This window comes from Pseudomonas sp. HAR-UPW-AIA-41 (assembly GCF_002304225.1).
GTDB lineage: Bacteria > Pseudomonadota > Gammaproteobacteria > Pseudomonadales > Pseudomonadaceae > Aquipseudomonas.
In genome coordinates, this window is record NZ_NSLB01000002.1 from 1 (window position 1) to 18904 (window position 18904).

The following is an 18904-nucleotide window of genomic DNA, read 5'->3' on the forward strand; positions in this document are numbered from 1 at the left end:
CAGGCTCAGCAGCAACAGGCCCAGCGCCGCCAGGCCGCTGAGCCAGCGGCCGGCCGAGCCGAGCAGCAGCTCGCGGTGCAGATCACGCAGACCTTCCATCAGGGCAGAGGGTTCATAGGGGCCGAGCACCGCACCGCTGGCCGGATCGACCCGCAGCACGCCGCTGTCCTCGGCCGTACTGAAGGCCACGCGCAGCTCGCCACTGGGCGCGCGCTCGATGCGTTCGATACCCGGCACGGCGGCGGCAACCCGTTCGGCCACCAGCGCCACTCTGTCGGTGGTGGTCGGTGCCTGCAGCTGTTCGGTCAGCTGGTTGCCGGCCAGTATCAGCCCGGTAGCGGCCGAGAGCAGAAGCAGCAGGCCCAGCGCGAGGCTGGCCAGCAGGTGAATACGCTGCGACATGGCGCGGCCCTCAGAGTTGATAGCCGAAGCGTTCGACATAGCCCTGATCGCCGCCCGAGGCTTCGCCAGGCTGCGCGGTCAGCGGCAGACGGATCTCGGCGCGGTTGTCGCGCTTGTCCTCGACGGCGCTGTCGAGGCGGATCTCGTAGCCCGCGTCGATCAGCGCGTCTTCCAGCTCGACGGCCACTTCCAGCGTCTCACCGCTGCCGACGCTGGCGCCGGTCAGGCCGTCGTATTCCGAGCGCTGATTGCCCGAGCGCACCCAGTCGCGCAGGTGTTTGTAGTACTTGGCCTTCTTGCCGGACACCCAGAGGGTGCGCTGGTAATTACCCTGAGCATCGGTGACGTAGAAGGCCAGATAAGCCTCGTTGCCCCGGTACTCTTTGAGCGTGGTCTGCAGGGTGATCTCGCGGGCCTGGGCAGCCAGGGGCAGCGCGGTGGCACCGGCGAGAGCGAAGGTAATGGCGGTCTTGTGCATGGCGAACCTCTCCAGAAGGAATGGTTCGACCTTAACCGGGCTGCCTGAAACCAGCCTGAACGGCCTGGGCAACGAGCTTAAGACGGACTTAAGGCGCCTCTGCTAACCACACCTGAACTCGAATGCGCTCATGCCTCGTTCACTGAGGCAGGCTCCGAACCCGCGAATGACTGCAGTCTCAGACTCACAATGCGCTTGAATTCATTGAACAGTCTCTGCCCCTCCGGTTCTTCCAGCGAAAGAGCAATCCGCACTGTCATCCCTAACCCGTGGGACAGCAACAGCATGCTGTCATAAACCTCATCGGGGTCCGCTTTCGGAAAAAGCCCAGTAATTTTTCCCGCCAGGATGGCCGCATTTCTCCTGCTGTCCTCGGCATCCAGCTCTCGCAGATCCGGATTTGCCTGCAGGCCGGCCCAGAGTGTCGCCAGCGCAGGATCGCCACGGAACAGTTGGTACAGCCCGTCCAACCCTCGGTGGGTCTGAGCGATGAGGCTGTCGATATCGCTACTGGTATCGGCAAACGTCCGAATGAGCCCCCGGATTTGCTCGAAGTACCCCTCCATGATGGCAGCAAGGATGGCCTTCTTGTCGGGAAAGTACTGGTAGATCGAACTGATGGGCACCCCGGCCTGGCGGGCGATTTCACGCATGCTGACGGCATCGTTGCCCCGTTCACCAATCAGGTCACGCGCAGCCCGAATGATGGTCTCGCACTTCTCGCGACTGCGGTCCTGGGACGGCTGCCTTCTTCTCTGGGGCTCGGTCATCACGCTCGACTCCTTCCATCACATCAACGCGGCACGTGGCCTCAGAGCCCGACGCCATACCCGCCAAATTCGGCTTGACAAACAATACCTGATCAATGCTCATATATCAAAGCTGATCATTGATCACGTTTAGTCCTGGCCGCTCCCGGCCGGGCGTATTCGGCACCGTCGGAGAACTTACAGTGAGCGCAAAGAGAACAGCCCTGGTCACAGGCGCGGCCGGAGACATCGGCTTCGAAGTGGCCAAACGCCTGCATCGGCAGGGTTACAACCTGATCCTGACCGACGTGAACAGGGAGGGACTCGAACGGGTCACTGTCCTGCTGCCCGGCTCAAGGCACGTCGTGATCAATCTGGCAGACCGCGAGGCCTTGTCGGCATGGACGACAGAAATCCGAGACGACGGGAATCATCTTGAGGTGGCCTTTATCAACGCCGGCGTGATCGTTCCCGGCAATGTTCTGGACCTCAATGAAAGCCAGATCGACCTGCAAATGGAGGTCAACCTGAGAAGTGCGCTGATGCTGATCAAAGCCTGCGCACACAACATGGTCACACATGGCTCAGGGCACATCGTGAGCACCGTTTCGATAGGCGGCATCCTGGCCCTGAAGGGCAGCGCCACCTATGCCGCCACCAAGTTCGGACTACGGGGCTTCATGACGGGCTTACGCGACGAGCTGGCAGCGCTGAACGTGCATGTATCCGGCCTCTACCCCGCAGGCGTGGACACACAAATGCTGCGCTACGAGGCCTTGAACAACGGTTCGCCACTGAACTTCGTCAACACACCGCAAACCGTCAGCGCTGTTGCGGATGCCTTCGAGCAAGCCCTGAAAACCAAGCGGCTGGAAATCCATGTGCCGTATCTGGACGGACTGTTCGCACGCCTGCTCGCGTTCTTTCCGGGCGCTCTGCAGACGATTTATCCCCTGCTGGAGTACCTGGGCGAACGGGGAAGGAAAAACTACCTAGAGCGTCACGACCTGATCTGAACCCAGAGTCCCTCGCATTCATTCAAACAGGAGCACCTGATGAATCGTCAAAAGTACCCAGCCGACCAATGCCTCAGTGAGCGCAACGGCCACCTCTTCATCGAGGATTGCGACACGCTGAAACTGGTCGAAGACTTCGGCAGCCCGTTGTTCGTCGTGTCCGAGCAACAGTTGCGGAACAATTACCGGCAGTACAAACGCGCCTTCAGCCAACACTGGCCCAATGGCCAGGTGGACATCCTTCCCGCCAACAAAGCGAACTGGAATACAGCCGTGCGCACGATCCTGAGCCAGGAAGGCGCCGGCGCCGACATCTACTCCGAGGGCGAGTTGTACTCGGCACTGGCGTGCAACGTCAGGCGCGACCTGATTTCCGTCAACGGCGGTGGCAAATCCGACGACATGCTGCGCCGCTGTATCCAGGCGGGCGTGAGAATCACCGTCGAAGACCTCGATGAACCAGAAAGAATCAACCGCATCGCCGCAACGTTGAACACATCGGCAAAAATCAGGTTCCGGGTGAAACCGGATTTCCCCAATCTTTGGAAGAAGACGGACTTTGCAGCGGAGTCCACCTCCATAGACATGGGGATTCAGCTCTATAAATCCGGTATTCCTGCCCAATATCTGGAAGAGCTGGGCAAGCAGGTGCTGCAGATGAAAAACGTCGAGCTGACAGGCCTGCATTTTCACGGCGGACGCCATCACAACAGTCTGTGGTACTGGCGCGGCTTGATGAAACGTTACGCACAGCTGGTCGTTCACCTCTGCCAGGCCTGGGGCGGTTATCAGCCGAAAGAACTCGACATCGGTGGCGGCTTCGCGACCGAACGAGATCCACACAGCAAACTCGGCATCCGCGAAGACACCGTGCTGACCTGGTTCACTTACCCCCTTGAACTGGCTCTGTACAGTCTGTCCGTCAGCGCCCGTTACCGGGTCATGTCAGCCCTTATCGAGAAAGCGCTGATAAAAATACCGGGCCGCAAACGAGCGCCGACGATCGAGGATTATGCCGAGGCGGCCGTCGGCACATTCAGGGACACCCTGATCCGCAGTGGTCTGGATATCAGCAATGTCCGGCTGCAGGTTGAACCGGGGCGTGGGTTTTACGGCAACACCGGCATTCATCTGTCCAGCGTCAGGAAATTCAAGCGACAGACCCAGCCCCTGCAAATGAACTGGGTACTGACCGACACCACCTATTTCTTCATGAGCGGCGGAGTGTACGAACACAATCTGCACGAGTTCTGTGTCGCGAACAAAGTCGATCAGCCCGCCAAGCATATTGCAGATGTCGTGGGGCAATCCTGTTATGCAGACCGCATCCTGCCTCTGGTGAAAGTGCCGGACATTGCCGAGGGAGATGTGATCGCCTTTCTCGACATGGGCGCCTACCAGGAGGTCTCGGCCGCCAACTTCAACGCCCTTCCACGACCGGGAGTGGTGTTGGTGAATGGAGATCAGGCCGAGTGGATCAAATTGCCGGAAACCATCGAGGACGTGTACCGGCGTGACAGAATCCCTGAGCGCCTGCGACAGAATGATGGGCTAAACCCCGTGACTCCGTTCAGCCAGGAGGCCCGTCATGCATGAGCAATTCTGGCGACCGGCGATGTACGTCAACCTCACAGTGGCGGTGACGCTGGTCCTTTTCTGGCTGGGCTTCTACACAGAGCTAATCTTCCCGGTGGAGGTGCTGGCAGAGCGCATACGTCATTTCGAAGGTTACTACGCCTGGGAAACCAGCTTCACTGCGCCGGACCTGATTCTGGCAGCGGCGCTGTTCTGGTCGGCCGGCAGGTTACTGAGGAGCCCGAATCATGCGCTGGCACTGATCATCTTGAGCGCAAGTGCCGGGGCCATGATGTTCCTGGGGGTTCTCGATTTCACCTACGGAATCCGCCACGGAATGTATGCACTGGGGCACCCGTTTTCATGGATTCTCCTGGCCATTGGCATCGGGCTGCCCATCTGGGGCGCCGCCAACATCGGGCTTGTATCCATGCGGCTGAAACAGGCGATAGCCAACGGAGAATGAGAAACCCCGGCCTCGCCCTTGAAACATAGCTGCGACCGTTCCTCTCAAGCATCAGTCGCGGCACGCCTCAACATCGCGGACAGATGCGTTCGCATGGACGGAACTCGCGCGGCGGCTTACACGCTAACGAAAATAGCGCTCGCGCACCTCGTCCACCGCCGCCTCACGCAGCAGGGCGATGAACAGTTGCTCGACATCGGTCAGCAGCTGGTTCTCCGGGGTGACCAGATAAACCTCGTTGACCGGCAGCTCGTCGTAGGGCGGCAGCTGGAACAGCAGGTTCTGCGCCACATAGGGTTTGGCCCCCTCCACAGTCAGAGCGCCGAAGCCCAGGCCGGCGAGGATCAGCCGGCGGATTTCCTCCTCGTTGGGCGAGACCGCCACCAGCCGGCCCCAGAACTGCTGCTCGGCGCGCACGTTGTTCACCGCGCTGAGGCCTTCGCCTGGCTGGTCGCTCTCGAACGACACATAGGCCAGGCCGCGCAGGTCGGCGCTGGTCAGGTCCTTGCGGCCGAACAGCGGGTGCGTCGGACCGCAGTAGAAGGCCATCTGCTCGTAGCCGAGCAGGTCGAAGTGCAGACCGGTCTGGGCTGTTTTCTTGTTGCTGATGCCGATGTGCAGACGGTCCTGCGCCACGGCGTCGACGATGTGCGCGCTGGGCTCGGAGCTGAGGCTGATCAGCACGTTGGGGTACTGCTGGTGAAAGCGCAGCAGCGCCGCATCAAACGGGCGGCAGCTCACATGGCTGGCCACCTGAATCTGCAGCTCGCCGAGCACCGCGCCGGCCTCACCGGCGAACTGCTCGGCCATCTGCTCCATGATGCTGCCGGCGGAGGACACGTACTCGTAGACCCGCAGGCCCTGCTCGGTGAGGGCGAACATGCCCTTGCGCCGCTGGATCAGACGCATGCCCAGGTGTTCTTCCAGACGCTTGAGCGCGTTGCTCACGCTCGGCTGGCTGAGCGACAGACGCCGCGCAGCGCCGGTGATGCTGCTTTCCTCGACGATGACGAGAAAGGTGTACAGCAGGTTCCAGTCCAGATTGCGCAGCAGGCGCTCGCGCGGTGACAGCATGATCGGCGTTTCTCCCAGGCAGGCCGTCATGGTGGCGGCTCCTGGCAGACCTTAGCATTGCCGCAGGCCTGAAAGGCAGCACAAGGCTGCCTCTCAGGCGACACGCCGTTGTACTCAGTCGACATCATAGCTGAGCAGGTCGGCGTACTCGGCGCGGCGGCGGATCAGCCGGCTGCCCTGGCGTTGATCGACCAGCACGGCGGCGGCCGCCTGACGGCCGCAGTACTGGCTCATCATCTCCAGCGCGTAGGCGCCGACATCCAGCAGCGCGATCACGTCACCTTGCTCCGTGGCTGCCGGCAGCTCGCGCAGGTTGGGCTGGTGCACCAGCACCTGCTCCAGCACCGCGCGGTGCTCGGCCAGCAGCGGCTGCTCGGCGATCAGCTCGGCCACCGCGCCCTCGCCCTCGATGTCGTAATAGGTGTCGCTGCTGTCGCACAGAGGGCCGGCCATGCGGAACAGCGCCGTATCGCGGTCGTCGCTGCGCGAGGCGTTGAGCATGTGGAAGTACCAGCCGTTGTACAGGTCGAACAACACGCTGTAGCCGGCATCCAGGTAGAACACCGGGGTCTGGCGCGCCTTGTGCGCCTCGATGCGGGTCAGCAGGATGGCCGTGTCGCTGACCATGCTGCGCCCCGGCTCGACGATGATCTGGATCTCCTTGCCCAGTGCCTGGCTGATCGGGCGGATCAGTTGCTCGGCGAGCCGGGCGAAGTCGATGTCGGTGCGGTAGTTCTCGCGGTAGTGAGGCGCCACCGTGGCGAAGTTTTCCTCGGCGCTGCTGTAGTTCTTGGCAAAGCCGCCACCCAGGTTCACATGTTCCAGGGCATAGGGCAGGCGCTCGCTCACCTCGCGCACATAGTCGATGAGGAAGGCCGCCTCCGCCTGGTACACCGCGATATTGGTAATCTGGGTGCCGATATGGGCGTGAACGCCGACCATCTTCACCGCATGCGGCCGGGCGAGGATGCGCTCGATGGCCTCGGCCTGCTCGTCGGCGGTCATGCCGAACTTGGAGCTGGAGGTGCCGGTCTGCCAGCCAGCGGCCGCGCCGCCACGGATCTCCGGGATGATGCGCAGCGCCACGCGGGCCTGGCGGCCCAGCTGGCCGGCCACCGTGATGATGCGGTCGAGCTCGGACAAAGAATCAACGTTGATCGAGCCGATGCCGGCCTCGATCACCTCGCGCAGCTCCTGCACCTGCTTGGCCACGCCGTTGAACACCATTTCGTCCGGGGCGAAGCCGGCCACGCAGGCCTTGTGGAACTCGCCGCCGGAGTTGACTTCCAGGGCCAGGCCGCAGTCTTTGAACACCCGGAGTACAGCCAGGTTCGCGCAGGCCTTGCTGGCAAAGCAGACACGGGTGTTGGCGTGCTCGCGGCGGAAGTTCTCCAGGATGTCGCGGGCATTCTGGCGCAGGCGCGCCTCGGAATAGACGTAGAGCGGCGAGCCATATTGCTCGACCAGTTCGACGGCGCTCATGCCATCGATCAGCAGCTGGTTGTTGGCGCTGGTGAGGTGCGCACCACGCTTCCACGGGTGCAGGGAAACGACTGAAGTCATGTCGGAAACTCTAGGCAGTAATAAAAAGGGAAATCAGTGCTGGGTAGCCAGCAGGCGTCGCAGGTTGGCCGACTGCGGATCGCCGAACAGCTGCTCGGGCGTGCCCTGCTCCTCGATGCGGCCCTGGTGCAGGTAGACCACGCGCGAGGACACCTCGCGGGCGAAGCGCATCTCGTGGGTGACCATGATCATGGTGCGGCCCTCCTCGCCCAGTTCACGGATCACCCGCAGCACCTCGCCGACCAGCTCGGGGTCGAGCGCCGAGGTGGGCTCGTCGAACAGCATCACCTCAGGGTCCATGGCCAGGGCGCGGGCGATGGCCACACGCTGCTTCTGCCCGCCGGACAGGCACTCAGGGTAGACGTGGCACTTCTCCAGCATGCCGACCCGCGCCAGCAGGCTGCGTGCCTTGGCCTCTACCTCCTCGCGAGGGCGACCGAGGACGATGCAGGGGCCCATCATCACGTTCTCCAGCACGCTCATGTGCGGCCACAGGTTGAACGACTGGAACACCATGCCTAAGCGCGTGCGCACCCGCTCGATCTGCCGCTGGAAGCGCTTGGAGCGGTTACCGCGTGAGTCGGCGGCCAGTTCCAGTTCCTCGCCATGCACCCGCAGGGTGCCGCTGTCGGGGAACTCCAAGAGGTTCATGCAGCGCAGGAAGGTGCTCTTGCCCGAGCCGCTGGAGCCGATGATGCTGATCACCTCGTGCTTATGGGCGGTCAGCGACACGCCCTTGAGCACCTCGGTGCCGTCGTAGGACTTGTGCAGGTTCTCCACCTCCAGGGCGGCCTGCGGATGGTGCATGGTTGTCATGGGGCCACTCCTGTGGAAAGGCGGGTGAACAGACCGCGACGCTTGCCCGGCTGGGCGCTGCGGCAGTGCAGATGGCGGGTCAGGCAGTGCTCCAGGCGGCGCCACAGCAGCACGAAGAGCGTGGTCATCAGCAGGTAGAGCACGGCGGCCCAGAAGTACACGGACAGGTCGAAGGTCTGCGAGAAGGCGCGGCGGGTCTGGCCCATCACGTCCAGCACGGTAATCACGCTGACCACCGCGCTACCCTTGAGCAGCAGGATGATCTCGTTGCCCAGCGCCGGGAACGCGATGCGGTAGGCGTTGGGCAGGATGATCCGCCGGTACAGCTCGAACCGGCGCAGGCCCAGCGCCACACCCGCCTCGATCTGCCCGGTCGGCACCGCGCGCAGACCGCCGCGCAGGATTTCCACCTGGTAGGCGGTGGAATTGAGCACGAAGGTCAGCAGCGCGCAGTAGTACGGGTCGCGGAAGAACCACCACAGCCCCGCCTCGGTCAGCGGCACGCGGAACTGCCCCGAGCCGTAATAGACCAGAAACAGTTGCGCCAGCAGCGGCGTGCCGCGAAAGAACGACACGTACAGGCGCACCGGCCAGCGCCAGGCGGCGCTCGGGCTGCGCCGCAGCAGCGCCAGCGGCAGCGACAGGCAGCACGCCAGCACGGACGCGATCAGGGTGATCTGCAGGGTCAGTCCGGCGCCGGACAGCAGTTGCCCGGAAAAACGCTCGAGGATGTCGATCATGCCGTGCGCCCCTCACGTTCGAAGCCGCGGTTGGCTCGCTGCTCCAGACGGGCCAGGCCCCACTCGCAGAGCAGGCAGATGGCCCAGTAGACCAGGCACACCACGGCGAAGAACAGGAAGGGCTTCTTGGTCACCCCCACCGCCACGTTGGCCATGCGCATCAGGTCATTCAGCGCGATCACCGACACCAGCGCGGTGTCCTTGATCAGGCTGATCCACAGGTTGCCCAGCCCCGGCAGCGCCAGACGAAGCAGCTGCGGCAGCTCGATCAGGCGGAAGATGGTCAGCCGGCGCACGCCGATGGCCTGGGCCGCCTCCAGCTGACCACGGTCCAGCGACTGCCAGGCGCCACGCCAGACCTCGCTGGAGTAGCCGGCGAACACCAGGCCCAGGGCGATCACCCCGGCCAGGAAGGGACTCAGCTCGAAGGACTCGGCCTCCGGGCTGAACCACTTGAGCAGGCTGTTCAGCGCCAGGCCCACGCCGTGGTAGATGATGAACAGGGTCAGCAATTCCGGCAGACCGCGGATGGTGGTGCTGAAGCCCACCGACAGGCCGCGCCACAGCGGCCGCCGGCACAGGCCGAGTGCCGCCACGGCCAGGCCCAGGGCCAGGCCGACCGGCAGGCTGGCCGCCGCCAGCGCCAGGGTCACCCCCAGGCCGCGCAGCAACTCGTCACCCCAGCCGCCGCCGGTAAAACTCAGGTAGGAGAGCCACTCCATAGAACAGCCTCTTCTCGATCAGAAGGAAGAACTATGCGAAGCCCGGGCCCCTGCGGGCCCGGTGCATCACTTCTGCAGGGTCAGCAGGTTGACCGAGAAGTACTTGTCGTTGATGGCCTTGTAGGTGCCATCGGCGATGATCGCGGCCAGTGCCTGGTTGAGCTGCTCCCGCAGGGCGGCGTCTTCCTTGCGCAGGGCGATGCCGACGCCCTCGCCCACGTACTTGGCCTCGCTGATCGGCGCACCGGCCAGCACGCAGCAGGCGCCGTCCTCGCTTTTACCTGTCCACTCCAGCATCGGGATCATGTCGCCGACCTGTGCATCAAGGCGGCCGGAGGCCAGGTCCAAGTTCACCGCATCCTGGGTCGGATACAGGCGCACGTCGGAGTCCGGGAACATGGCCGAGAGGTAGTCGCCCTGGGTAGTGGAACCCTGTGCGCCGATGGTCTTGCCGGCCAGGCCCTTGGGCGAGAAGTCCTTCAGATCCGAATCCTTGGGCACCACGAAGGTCATGGCCGACTTCTGGTAGGGGTCGGTGAAGGCGACCTTCTGCCGGCGCTCCTCGGTGATGAACATGGAGGCGATGATCAGGTCGTACTTGTCGGCCAGCAGTGCCGGGATGATGCCGTCCCAGTCCTGGGCAACGAACTCGCACTTGGCCTTCATCTGGGCGCACAGGGCGCGGCCGATCTCGATGTCGAAGCCGCCGAGCTGACCGTCGGCGGTGAAGAAGTTGAAGGGTGGGTAGGCACCTTCGGTGGCGATGCGCAGGCTTTGGCCTTCGCTGGCCAGCGCGGCGCCGGCCGGCAGGATGGCCGCGGCGGCCAGGATCAAGGAGCGCAGAGTCTTGTTCATTTTGTTGTCCTCTTGGGCAATGGATCGGTGAGGCCAGGGCTGCCCACTGACTGGCGGGTCAGGCCTGCTTGCGGGCTAGAATCGGCCGCCTTTTCGCATTACTCAAATGTATCTTTGAAATCCAATACATAGTCCAAAGCTATATGAATGAGCGCAGCCAAAACGGCCCCAGCCGGGGGCAAACGGCCGCCAAGGTGACGTTATCGGTGCAGCAATGACCGGCTACCGCGAGCCCCCGCCAACCCGGCTGGAGCGCGCAGAACGGTGAGGCTATGCAAGAGAAAGACGGCGCCGGCTGACCCAGCACGGGGCATAGCCGGGAGAAAAACAGCCGTGTCCAGCTGACGAAAAAAAACGGCTCACAGAGCCGTTTTCGGAGGTAAACGCCTGGACGGCGAGCCGATCAGTGGCGGGCGTCCGCCTCGGCACACAGTTCACGGGCCAGACGGCCGATGGTCTGAATCGCCCGTTCCGCCTCACGGTTCCAAGGGATGCCGCAGGTCAGACGCAGGCAGTGGTTGAACTGCTCCGTGGTGCTGAAGGTCAGCCCCGGCGACACGCTGACGCCTTCGGCCAGGGCACGCAGGTGCAGCTCCTGGGTATTGACCCGCGCAGGCAGGCTGACCCAGAGGATGAAGCCGCCGGCCGGTCGGGTCATCTGCGTGCCTTCGGGGAAGTACTGCTGCACCGCCAGCTGATAGGCCGTGACGTTTTTGCGGTACTCCTGCCGGATATGCCGCAGGTGCCGGTCGTAACCGCCATTTTCCAGGTAAGCCGCAACGCCCATCTGGGTGACGCTGCAAGCCGAGTGGGTACTGAAAGTCTGCAGACGCTGCACCGCCTCCTGATAACGCCCGGCGATGATCCAGCCGATACGCACGCCCGGCGACAGGGTCTTGGAGAAGCTGGAGCAGTAGATCACCTGGCCATTGCGGTCATGGGCCTTGATGGCGCGGGCACCGTTGGGCTCGAACATCAGCTCGCCATAGATATCATCCTCGATCACGGCAAAGCCGAAATCCTCGGCCATGTTCAGCAACTGCTTCTGGCGCTCCTCGGGCATGGTCGCGCTGAGCGGGTTGGACAGCCGCCCGGCCGTCACCAGCGCCTTGATCGGCCACTGACTGGCAGCCAGCTGCAGCGCTTCCAGACTGATGCCGGTGTTCGGATCGCTGGGGATCTCGATGACCTTGAGGCCCAGCACATCGGCCAGCTGCAGCAGGCCGTAATAGGTGGGCGACTCTGTGGCGATCAGGTCGCCCGGCTGGGTCAGCACGCGCAGCGCCATGTGGATAGCCTCGACGCAGCCATGGGTGATCACCACCTCGCTGGGATCGACCACCACGCCGGCATCGCGCATGCGAATCGCCACCTGACGCCGCAGCGGCTCGTAGCCGGGGCTGAACATGTAACTGAACGCCTGCGGGCTGTTGAAGCGGGTGACCTTGGCGATCTGCTGATGCAGGGCACGCACCGGCAGGTAGGACACGTGCGGCACCGCCGCCCCCAGCGGGAAGATGCCTTCACGGCGCGTGGCACTCAGGACTTCGCTGATGATGCTGCTGCGGGTGACGCAGGCGGGCTTCTCGACATGGGCAATGGCGGGCGTCGGCGCAGTCAGCGCGGCGGTCTGGTGCACGTAGTAGCCGGACTGCGGCCGGGCGCGGATCAGGCCCTGGTCCTCCAGATTGGCATAGGCCTGCAGCACCGTGGCATGACTGACACTCATCTGTACGCTCAGCTTGCGCACCGAGGGCACGCGCTCACCCGGCTGGTAGACACCGCGGCGGATATCCTCGGCCAGTTGCTGGGCGATGCGTTGGTAGAGCAACAGATTGGTCATATTCGGGCTTCCTGCGTCACTGAACCGAAACAGTAGCGCAACACAGCGAAAAACAACCAGTACAGTTCATCAGGGAGTCGCCAGCACAGTCCGGCGCACGGCGCCTGTAGGCAAGCCGCGCCACGGCTGGCTATGATCAGTGCCCATGAACTCGTCTCTGCCCATCCGCTCCCCCTGCCCGCCCGGCGCCTGCACCTGCGACCGAGAGCAGTTGCTGCAGCTGCCCGGCGCAGCCTCGCGCATCCTGCTGCTGACGCGTCAGGAGGAAAAGCGCCTGCTGGAGCGTCTGGAAAACATCCAGAGCCTGGAGGATCTCGAGCACATGCAGCGGCGTCTGCATGAGCAACTGGGCATTCGCCTTGAGATAGCCCCCGGGCACAACGAAGTGCGCAGCATGCGCGGCATCGGTATTCATATCGATGACCTGCCGGGACTGTGCCGCAAGACCCGCCAGGCCATTCCGGCGGCCATCCGCCGGGGTCTGGAGAAGCACCCGGAAATCGCCTACCGCCTGCTGGATGCCCACGACCTCTTTCGCGGGCTTTAACCCCTGCAAACCAAAACCCCGGCCAGTGGCCGGGGTTTATCTTTCACGGCAAGCGCTCAGCGCTCCATGCCCAGCTTGCCATTGGCGTCAGAGAACACGATCTCGACCCGGCGGTTCTGGGCCCGGCCGCGACTGGAAGCGTTCTCCGCCAGCGGGTAGGCCTCCCCGAAGCCGCGCACACTGATGCGCTGCGGGTCGATCCCAAGATCAATCAGCACATCGGCCACCGATTGCGCCCGGTCCCTGGACAGCTGCAGGTTGAACGCCGCATCACCCTTGGTGTCGGTGTAGCCCTCGATACGCACCACCCGGCGCGGGTTGTTCTGCAGGAACTGCACGAGCTTGAGCACGGTGCGGTTGGCCGACGCCTTGAGATCAGCACGGCCGGTGTCGAACAGCACATCGCCCAGGGTCATCACCAGACCGCGATCGGTTTCGGCCGCCGCCAGGGCGAACATCTGCTCGTCATCGCCGTTCCCGGCCACGCTGAGCAGCTTGCTCTCGCGCAGGGTCAGTTGCAGGCGCTCCAGCTCCAGTTGCTCACGCTGCAGACGCTCGGCATTGAGCGCCGCATCGGTGTGCTCGCGGGCAATCTGGCTATAGCGCTGGCTGAGGTAGGCATAGTGCTGCATGTCAGCATCGCCCCCCCAGTAGCTGGACAGACGATCGGCACGGGCCAGCGACTCGCCGGAGCGGATCACGTCCTTGGGCGCCACCCGCAGCACATCGTTGTCACTCTTGACCGCCAGGAAGGCCTGCTGCGCCTGCTCCAGGCTCTGACGATCTTCCGGCTTGGTCGCGCAGCCCTGCAGCAGTACCGGCAGGAGCAGGACAAGGGCGTTGGCGTAACGCATCACGGCAAGGTTCCCAGTTGTTGGCGCACCCGCTTGATGCGCATATTGATCTGTTTCAGTTCCTGCTCGCTCTTGGTCGTCAGCACCTTGGCCTCGGCCAGGCGTGCATCCAGCTCGGCCTGCTCGGCAAACTGACGGGCGCGTTTGTAGTCGGCTTCGCCCATGTTCTTCTGGGCCCGGGCAAACTTGGCCTCGGCCTGGCGCATTTCCTCCAGAGCCGGCGTGGCACCGACGGCTCGGGCCTGGGCCAGGGTCTGTTCGGTCAGGCGCATCTGTTCGATCGGCGCGGGGTCGCTGGCACAGCCGCTGAGGGTGACAGCGAACAGGCCGAGAAGTAGACGATGGCGCATCACAGCGGTTTTTCCTCTGCAGCTGGCGGCTCCACCGGAACCACCTGTTGTGCCTGCCAGCGGTCGATATTGCGCTGCAGGATGATTTCGGGGAGGTCGGTGTTCAGCAACTCGGTCATCTTCTGCGCCAGCTGGCCACGCAGACGCGCTTCATTGCATGCCGAATTGTGCGACAGCGTCAGGTACAGGCCCTCACTGGAAATCGGCGGTTCCAGGCTTTCCAGCTGCTCGAGCATGCCCAGCTGACGCGCCAGCGCCACACTGGGATAGCGCTCGTACAAGACATAATCGACACGACCGAGCAGCAGCATCTGCAGCGCCTGGGTCAGGCTCGGCAGCTGCTGGATCTGCAGCGACTGACCGGCAAACTGGTCGAACTCCTGACCAAAGCTGTTGTTCACCAGTGTCGCGCCTCGCTTGCCGACCAGATCGGCCCAGCCGCTGTAGGCAAATGACTTACCTCGTTGAGTCCAGACAACGCTGGGTGTCTCGTAGAAGGCCGGATGGATGTAGTCCATCACGCCAAGGCGCGGCACCGTCAGGAAAGCACCGGCGAGCAGATCGACACGGCCGCTCCTGGCTTCTTCCTGAGCGCGGGCCCAGGTGCCGGTATGAATCACCTCGATCTTCAGCCCAAGCTCTTTGCCGAGATGCTGCAGGAGTTCGGCATTGGCGCCGATCAGTTGGCCGGGGTTGGCAGGGTCACGCCACAGATATGGCGGATACTCCGGATTGCCGGTAGCCACCAATTTCTCGCAGGCTGGCTCTGCATGCGCCGACACGTGCGCCAGCGCCAATAGCAACGACAACCACACTGCTTTAGTGCGCATAGAAACTCTCAGCTGAACCTAAGATTGGGCAAACAGACAACACGCTATCGGCCAGCGCCGACATGCTAGTTTAGGCCACCCACTACAAGAAACGGAAATAAGGAGTGCGTGTGAAAAAACTTCTACTGGTATTAGTGGTATTGCTCGCCACAGCAGGCGGTGTACTGACGCTGTCACCAACCACACTGCTGGCCACCGTACAGTTCGCAGAACGCCAGCTTGCAGGCCTGAGTCTGAAGAGCCAAAACGTCGGCGACCTGACTTACAGCTACTACGATGGAGGCCCGAATGACGCGCCGGTCATTGTGATGATCCACGGATTCGGCGCCAACAAGGACAACTGGCTGCGTTTTGCTCGCCCACTCACCGCAGATTATCGTGTGATCGCCCTTGACCTACCCGGATTCGGCGACAGCAGCAAGCCTGCCAACATCAGCTACGACGTCGCCAGTCAGAGCGAGCGCGTACTGACACTGCTGGACGCACTAAAGATCAGTAAGTTCCACGTCATCGGCAACTCCATGGGCGGTCATATCAGTGCCCTGCTCGCCGCCCGCCACCCCGAACGGGTACTCAGTGCCGCACTGCTGGACAATGCCGGCGTGGAAGCTCCCAACAAGAGCGAGTTCTTCCGCCGCATTGAGCAGGGCGACGCCAACCCTCTGGTGGTCAGCAAACCGGAAGACTTCCAGCGCCTGCTGGATTTCGTTTTTGTCGAAGCGCCACCGATGCCAACTTCGCTTCAGGAGCACTTTGCCGCCCAGGCCATGGCCAACGCCGCTCACTACGAGCTGATCTTCGGCCATCTGCGTGAGCGCTACGTCCCGCTGGAGCCGGAGCTACCAAAGATCACCGCGCCAGTGCTGCTGCTCTGGGGCGACAAGGACCGCGTGCTGGATGTATCGAGCATCGAGGTCATGAAACCTCTGCTGCAAAAGCCCAGCGTGGTGGTCATGAAGAACTGCGGTCATGTCCCAATGGTCGAGCGCCCAGAGGAAACCGCTGATCACTACCTGAGCTTTCTGAACCAGGCCAAATAACACCGATGCTGAATGACAAAAGCCCGCTCGATGAGCGGGCTTTTTGTTTTAGCGCACAACCAAGTCGGTCTTAGTCTTCGCGGTAGCGGCGCAGTTTCAGCTGTTTGCCGGCCACGCGGGTGTCCTTGAGCTTGGCCAGCAGACGGTCGAGGCCCTCTTCCGGCAGTTCGACCAGGCTGAAGGTGTCGCGAATCTGGATGCGACCCAGCGCCTCGCGGGACAGTCCGCCCTCATTGAGGATGGCACCCAGCAGGTTCTTCGCCTGGATACCGTCACGCGCGCCGACACCGGCACGGCAACGAGCACGGCCTTCGGCCACCGGCGGCATGCTGCGGCCACGGGCGCCTTCACCCTCGGCACGCGGAGCACGCTCGCGGCGTTCGCCACTGCGCTCACCACTGCTGCTGCGCTCGCGGGAGCTGAAGTTCGGCACTTCCGGCTGCTCGCGACGTACCGCGTCCAGGGTCAGGCCCTGGCCTTCGGTGAGCTTGGCCAGCAGCGCGGCGGCCAGCGCCTGCGGACTGCACTCGAGGTCGGTGGCCAGCTTGGCCAGCAGATCACCATGGCTGGCTTCGGCGGTAGCTACCAGCGGTTGCAGCTTCTGGCTGAGGCGACGGATGCGCGCCTGCAGCACGGTTTCAGCGTCCGGCAGACGCACTTCGGCGACTTTCTGCCCGGTGACACGCTCGATCACCTGCAGCATGCGGCGCTCGCGCGGGGTCACCAGCAGCAGCGCACGACCTTCACGGCCCGCACGACCGGTACGGCCGATGCGGTGCACGTAAGACTCCGGGTCGTACGGCATGTCGATGTTCAGTACGTGGGTGATACGCGGCACGTCGATACCACGAGCGGCCACGTCGGTCGCGATAACGATGTCCAGACGGCCATCCTTGAGCGACTCGATCACGCGCTCGCGCTGGTTCTGAGCGATGTCACCGTTGAGCGGCGCCACCTTGTAGCCACGGGCTTCCAGAGCACTGGCCACATCCAGGGTGGCCTGTTTGGTGCGCACGAAGCCGATCAGCGCATCGAAGTCTTCCACTTCCAGCAGACGGGTTACGGCGGCGACCTTCTGATCGGCGTGCACCATCAGGTGAGCCTGCTCGATACGCGCCACGGTCTGGGTCTTGGCCGCGATCTTGACGTGCTTGGGTTCGCGCAGGTGCTTCTCGGCGATGGCGCGGATCGAGGCCGGCAGGGTCGCGGAGAACAGCACGCTCTGGCGGCTTTCCGGCAGAGCCTGGAAGATCACTTCCAGATCGTCCATGAAGCCCAGCTTGAGCATTTCGTCAGCCTCGTCGAGGACGAGGAACTGTACGGTCTTGAGCAGATCCGCGTTACGGCCGAGGTGATCGACCAGACGGCCCGGGGTGGCCACCACAACCTGAGCGCCCATGCGCAGGGCCTTGAGCTGTGGGCCCATCGGCGCGCCGCCGTAGACGGCCACCACGTTGAGGCCGGGCATCTGCTTGGAATAGGTTTCGAACGCGGTGGCCACCTGCAGGGCCAGCTCGCGGGTCGGCGCCAGAATCAGCGCCTGCGGTTCACGCTTGCTCGGATCGATCTTGGACAGAATCGGCAGAGCAAAGGCAGCGGTCTTGCCGGTACCGGTCTGCGCCTGGCCAATCATGTCGTGGCCGGCGAGGATCATCGGGATCGCCTGAGCCTGAATCGGGGACGGCTCTTCGTAGCCAACGGCAGTCAGTGCTGCAACAACAGAAGAATGAAGGCCGAGTGCGGCAAAGCCGCCGGTTTCCTGGGTCATGGGTAATGCCTCTTTTGCAACCGCAAAACCCATGGACCAGCGCTGCGCCGCCGAAAGATCAATAGATCGCCCTGACAGCCTGGCAAGCAGATTTTGCGTATTCGCGTCTTTATGGATGAAACGTTAAGGATAGTCCGCAGGGCGGACAAACAGCCGAAGCAGCGCTTCGCGAGATCACCTGAACGGGGGCCTGATAAGGCCGGCGCGCATCATACAGGATTTTCCTGACCGTTGTGCGGGTTTTTCCCGGATAAGGGCAGATTCGGCCCAGCGGTTGCAAGGCAACGCCATACCGTTCATCAGAATGGCGAATAGCTTGGACAAGCCATCCCCGCTCAGGCTATATCGGGGCTTTCCCCTCTGCCAAGGAACCCCAGGATGACCCAGAGTACTGCCGGCCGAGTTACCCGCGAACTGCGAGGCCATGTCCTGCTGCTCGGCCTCGACCGCGTGAGCAAGCGCAACGCCTTCGACCTCGACCTGCTCAATGAGCTGGCGCTGGCCTACGGTGAGCTGGAGCGCAACGACGAAGCGCGCGTGGCGCTGGTGTTTGCCCACGGCGAACACTTCACCGCCGGGCTGGACCTGACCCGCGTCGCCGATGCCTTCAAGTCCGGCTGGGCGCCACCGGAAGGCGGCTGCGACCCCTGGGGTGTGTTTGCCGGGCCGCGCACACGCAAGCCGGTGATAGTCGCCGCCCAGGGCTACTGCTACACCATCGGCATCGAGCTGATGCTGGCCTCGGACATCAACCTGTGCGCCAGCAATACCCGCTTCGCGCAGATGGAAGTGCAGCGCGGCATTTTCCCCTTCGGTGGCGCCACCCTGCGCATGCACCAGAATGCCGGCTGGGGCAATGCCATGCGCTGGCTGCTCACCGGCGATGAGTTCGATGCCCATGAGGCCTACCGGATGGGGCTGGTGCAGGAAGTCGTGGCCACCGAGGAACTGCTCCCCCGCGCCCTGTGGATTGCCGAGCGCATTGCCGCCCAGGCACCGCTGGGCGTGCAGGCCACCCTGGCCTCGGCACGCCAGGCCGTGCAACAGGGCGAAGCGGCTGCCGCTGCCGCCTTGCCACCAGTGATGCGCCAGCTGATGGCCAGCGAGGATGCCGCCGAGGGCGTGCGCGCCATGCTCGAGCGTCGTCCGGGCAACTTCCAGGGCCGCTGAGAGCGGTGTCGGGCGGGGCCACAAAGCCCCGCCCGCCGTAACTCGG

Annotated in this window: 19 protein-coding genes and 1 pseudogene; 6 read left to right on the forward strand and 14 right to left on the reverse strand. The window is 63.4% G+C overall.

Features of this window, described 5'->3' with window-relative positions:
• The 3 genes from CK486_RS04280 to CK486_RS04290 form a co-directional block, all read right to left on the reverse strand.
• Positions 1 to 402: PepSY-associated TM helix domain-containing protein (locus CK486_RS04280; RefSeq protein ID WP_176481645.1), on the reverse strand; the 402-nt coding region annotated here is incomplete at its 3' end.
• 10 nt (positions 403 to 412) lie between these two features.
• The gene (locus CK486_RS04285) at positions 413 to 880 is read right to left on the reverse strand and encodes a DUF2271 domain-containing protein (protein WP_095939058.1); all 468 of its coding nucleotides are present in this window, start codon (positions 878 to 880) and stop codon (positions 413 to 415) included.
• A gap of 128 nt (positions 881 to 1008) precedes the next feature.
• Positions 1009 to 1650, reverse strand: coding sequence for a TetR/AcrR family transcriptional regulator (locus tag CK486_RS04290; RefSeq protein WP_095939059.1), 642 nt, complete (start codon positions 1648 to 1650; stop codon positions 1009 to 1011).
• Between the two features lie 182 nt (positions 1651 to 1832).
• Here CK486_RS04290 and CK486_RS04295 point away from each other — a divergent pair, with 182 nt between their 5' ends.
• From CK486_RS04295 to CK486_RS04305, 3 genes are read left to right on the forward strand one after another with little or no spacing between them, the layout of a single operon-like run.
• Positions 1833 to 2645, forward strand: a complete 813-nt coding sequence (locus tag CK486_RS04295) for an SDR family oxidoreductase (RefSeq protein WP_176481646.1) — start codon at positions 1833 to 1835, stop codon at positions 2643 to 2645.
• A gap of 39 nt (positions 2646 to 2684) precedes the next feature.
• A complete protein-coding gene (locus tag CK486_RS04300; RefSeq protein ID WP_095939061.1) occupies positions 2685 to 4241 on the forward strand; it encodes a hypothetical protein in 1557 nt (518 codons plus the stop codon).
• Entirely contained in the window at positions 4234 to 4686 is a 453-nt protein-coding gene (locus tag CK486_RS04305) for a hypothetical protein (protein ID WP_095939062.1), read from the forward strand. The genes CK486_RS04300 and CK486_RS04305 overlap by 8 nt, the downstream gene beginning before the upstream one ends.
• 123 nt (positions 4687 to 4809) lie before the next feature.
• On the opposite strand, the gene CK486_RS04310 is transcribed toward CK486_RS04305, so the two are convergent.
• From CK486_RS04310 to CK486_RS04340, 7 genes are all read right to left on the reverse strand, one after another.
• The gene (locus CK486_RS04310) at positions 4810 to 5790 is read right to left on the reverse strand and encodes a LysR family transcriptional regulator (protein ID WP_218192092.1); all 981 of its coding nucleotides are present in this window, start codon (positions 5788 to 5790) and stop codon (positions 4810 to 4812) included.
• Between the two features lie 84 nt (positions 5791 to 5874).
• A complete protein-coding gene (gene lysA, locus CK486_RS04315; RefSeq protein ID WP_095939063.1) occupies positions 5875 to 7323 on the reverse strand; it encodes a diaminopimelate decarboxylase in 1449 nt (482 codons plus the stop codon).
• 33 nt (positions 7324 to 7356) lie between these two features.
• Entirely contained in the window at positions 7357 to 8130 is a 774-nt protein-coding gene (locus CK486_RS04320; RefSeq protein WP_095939601.1) for an ATP-binding cassette domain-containing protein, read from the reverse strand.
• Between the two features lie 5 nt (positions 8131 to 8135).
• On the reverse strand, positions 8136 to 8879 hold the full coding sequence (locus CK486_RS04325; RefSeq protein ID WP_095939064.1) for an ABC transporter permease: 744 nt from the start codon (positions 8877 to 8879) through the stop codon (positions 8136 to 8138).
• On the reverse strand, positions 8876 to 9601 hold the full coding sequence (locus CK486_RS04330; RefSeq protein ID WP_095939065.1) for an ABC transporter permease: 726 nt from the start codon (positions 9599 to 9601) through the stop codon (positions 8876 to 8878). Before CK486_RS04330 ends, CK486_RS04325 begins: the two co-directional genes overlap by 4 nt.
• Positions 9602 to 9667: 66 nt before the next feature.
• A complete protein-coding gene (locus tag CK486_RS04335) occupies positions 9668 to 10456 on the reverse strand; it encodes an ABC transporter substrate-binding protein (protein WP_095939066.1) in 789 nt (262 codons plus the stop codon).
• A gap of 403 nt (positions 10457 to 10859) precedes the next feature.
• Complete coding sequence (locus CK486_RS04340) at positions 10860 to 12299, reverse strand: PLP-dependent aminotransferase family protein (RefSeq protein ID WP_095939067.1); 1440 nt, start codon at positions 12297 to 12299, stop codon at positions 10860 to 10862.
• Between the two features lie 145 nt (positions 12300 to 12444).
• Between CK486_RS04340 and CK486_RS04345 the strand changes: the two genes are divergently transcribed.
• Entirely contained in the window at positions 12445 to 12846 is a 402-nt protein-coding gene (locus tag CK486_RS04345) for a hypothetical protein (RefSeq protein WP_095939068.1), read from the forward strand.
• Positions 12847 to 12902: 56 nt separating this feature from the next.
• Here the strand turns inward: CK486_RS04345 and CK486_RS04350 are convergent, their stop codons facing one another.
• The 3 genes from CK486_RS04350 to CK486_RS04360 are packed head-to-tail and all read right to left on the reverse strand — an operon-like array spanning position 12903 to position 14880.
• Positions 12903 to 13700: an OmpA family protein gene (locus tag CK486_RS04350; RefSeq protein ID WP_095939069.1), complete on the reverse strand. Its 798-nt coding sequence runs from the start codon at positions 13698 to 13700 to the stop codon at positions 12903 to 12905.
• Positions 13700 to 14050, reverse strand: a complete 351-nt coding sequence (locus tag CK486_RS04355; RefSeq protein WP_095939070.1) for a DUF4398 domain-containing protein — start codon at positions 14048 to 14050, stop codon at positions 13700 to 13702. The genes CK486_RS04350 and CK486_RS04355 overlap by 1 nt, the downstream gene beginning before the upstream one ends.
• A complete protein-coding gene (locus CK486_RS04360; protein ID WP_095939071.1) occupies positions 14050 to 14880 on the reverse strand; it encodes an ABC transporter substrate-binding protein in 831 nt (276 codons plus the stop codon). The genes CK486_RS04355 and CK486_RS04360 overlap by 1 nt, the downstream gene beginning before the upstream one ends.
• Before the next feature lie 110 nt (positions 14881 to 14990).
• On the opposite strand from CK486_RS04360, the gene CK486_RS04365 reads away from it, so the two are divergent.
• A complete protein-coding gene (locus CK486_RS04365) occupies positions 14991 to 15920 on the forward strand; it encodes an alpha/beta fold hydrolase (RefSeq protein ID WP_095939072.1) in 930 nt (309 codons plus the stop codon).
• 70 nt (positions 15921 to 15990) lie between these two features.
• Here the strand turns inward: CK486_RS04365 and CK486_RS04370 are convergent.
• Positions 15991 to 17728, reverse strand: a pseudogene (locus CK486_RS04370) (DEAD/DEAH box helicase).
• A 338-nt stretch (positions 17729 to 18066) separates the two neighbouring features.
• Here CK486_RS04370 and CK486_RS04375 point away from each other — a divergent pair.
• Positions 18067 to 18858, forward strand: coding sequence for a crotonase/enoyl-CoA hydratase family protein (locus CK486_RS04375; protein ID WP_095939074.1), 792 nt, complete (start codon positions 18067 to 18069; stop codon positions 18856 to 18858).
• Positions 18859 to 18904: the final 46 nt, after the last annotated feature.

Excerpts from the sequence above, each read along its gene's own strand:
- CK486_RS04285 (WP_095939058.1), bottom strand. The coding sequence starts at position 880 with ATGCACAAGACCGCCATTACCTTCGCTCTCGCCGGTGCCACCGCGCTG.
- CK486_RS04290 (WP_095939059.1), bottom strand. The coding sequence starts at position 1,650 with ATGACCGAGCCCCAGAGAAGAAGGCAGCCGTCCCAGGACCGCAGTCGC.
- CK486_RS04300 (WP_095939061.1), top strand. The coding sequence starts at position 2,685 with ATGAATCGTCAAAAGTACCCAGCCGACCAATGCCTCAGTGAGCGCAAC.
- CK486_RS04305 (WP_095939062.1), top strand. The coding sequence starts at position 4,234 with ATGCATGAGCAATTCTGGCGACCGGCGATGTACGTCAACCTCACAGTG.
- CK486_RS04310 (WP_218192092.1), bottom strand. The coding sequence starts at position 5,790 with ATGACGGCCTGCCTGGGAGAAACGCCGATCATGCTGTCACCGCGCGAG.
- lysA (WP_095939063.1), bottom strand. The coding sequence starts at position 7,323 with ATGACTTCAGTCGTTTCCCTGCACCCGTGGAAGCGTGGTGCGCACCTC.
- CK486_RS04320 (WP_095939601.1), bottom strand. The coding sequence starts at position 8,130 with ATGCACCATCCGCAGGCCGCCCTGGAGGTGGAGAACCTGCACAAGTCC.
- CK486_RS04325 (WP_095939064.1), bottom strand. The coding sequence starts at position 8,879 with ATGATCGACATCCTCGAGCGTTTTTCCGGGCAACTGCTGTCCGGCGCC.
- CK486_RS04330 (WP_095939065.1), bottom strand. The coding sequence starts at position 9,601 with ATGGAGTGGCTCTCCTACCTGAGTTTTACCGGCGGCGGCTGGGGTGAC.
- CK486_RS04335 (WP_095939066.1), bottom strand. The coding sequence starts at position 10,456 with ATGAACAAGACTCTGCGCTCCTTGATCCTGGCCGCCGCGGCCATCCTG.
- CK486_RS04340 (WP_095939067.1), bottom strand. The coding sequence starts at position 12,299 with ATGACCAATCTGTTGCTCTACCAACGCATCGCCCAGCAACTGGCCGAG.
- CK486_RS04345 (WP_095939068.1), top strand. The coding sequence starts at position 12,445 with ATGAACTCGTCTCTGCCCATCCGCTCCCCCTGCCCGCCCGGCGCCTGC.
- CK486_RS04350 (WP_095939069.1), bottom strand. The coding sequence starts at position 13,700 with ATGCGTTACGCCAACGCCCTTGTCCTGCTCCTGCCGGTACTGCTGCAG.
- CK486_RS04355 (WP_095939070.1), bottom strand. The coding sequence starts at position 14,050 with ATGCGCCATCGTCTACTTCTCGGCCTGTTCGCTGTCACCCTCAGCGGC.
- CK486_RS04360 (WP_095939071.1), bottom strand. The coding sequence starts at position 14,880 with ATGCGCACTAAAGCAGTGTGGTTGTCGTTGCTATTGGCGCTGGCGCAC.
- CK486_RS04375 (WP_095939074.1), top strand. The coding sequence starts at position 18,067 with ATGACCCAGAGTACTGCCGGCCGAGTTACCCGCGAACTGCGAGGCCAT.